The organism is Mycobacterium angelicum (genome assembly GCF_002086155.1).
Lineage (GTDB): Bacteria > Actinomycetota > Actinomycetes > Mycobacteriales > Mycobacteriaceae > Mycobacterium > Mycobacterium angelicum.
Genome location: NZ_MVHE01000443.1, coordinates 1 through 241, shown reverse-complemented (window position 1 = coordinate 241; position 241 = coordinate 1). Strand labels below are relative to the sequence as shown.

The window sequence follows — 241 nt, the reverse complement described above, 5'->3', positions numbered from 1 at the left end:
TGGAGGCCGCAACGGCCTGGGGCGGGTTGTCCGAGGAACTCAGCGCCGCAGCGGACTCCTTCGGATCGTTGACTTCCAACCTGGCCGGTCAGGCCTGGCAGGGGCAGGCCGCAACGGCGATGCTGAAAGCAGCCGGGCCGTACGCGGGCTTCCTGCGCGCGGCCGCGACGAAGGCGATCAGTGCGGCCTCCCAAGCCAAAGCGGTCGCCAGCGCATTCGAGGCGGCCAAGGCAGCCACCAT

General features: G+C 70.1%; 1 protein-coding gene. It reads left to right on the top strand.

The features are described 5' to 3' along the window. A partial coding sequence (locus BST12_RS30185; protein ID WP_139802143.1) for a PPE domain-containing protein occupies positions 1-241 on the top strand: 241 nt, incomplete at both ends.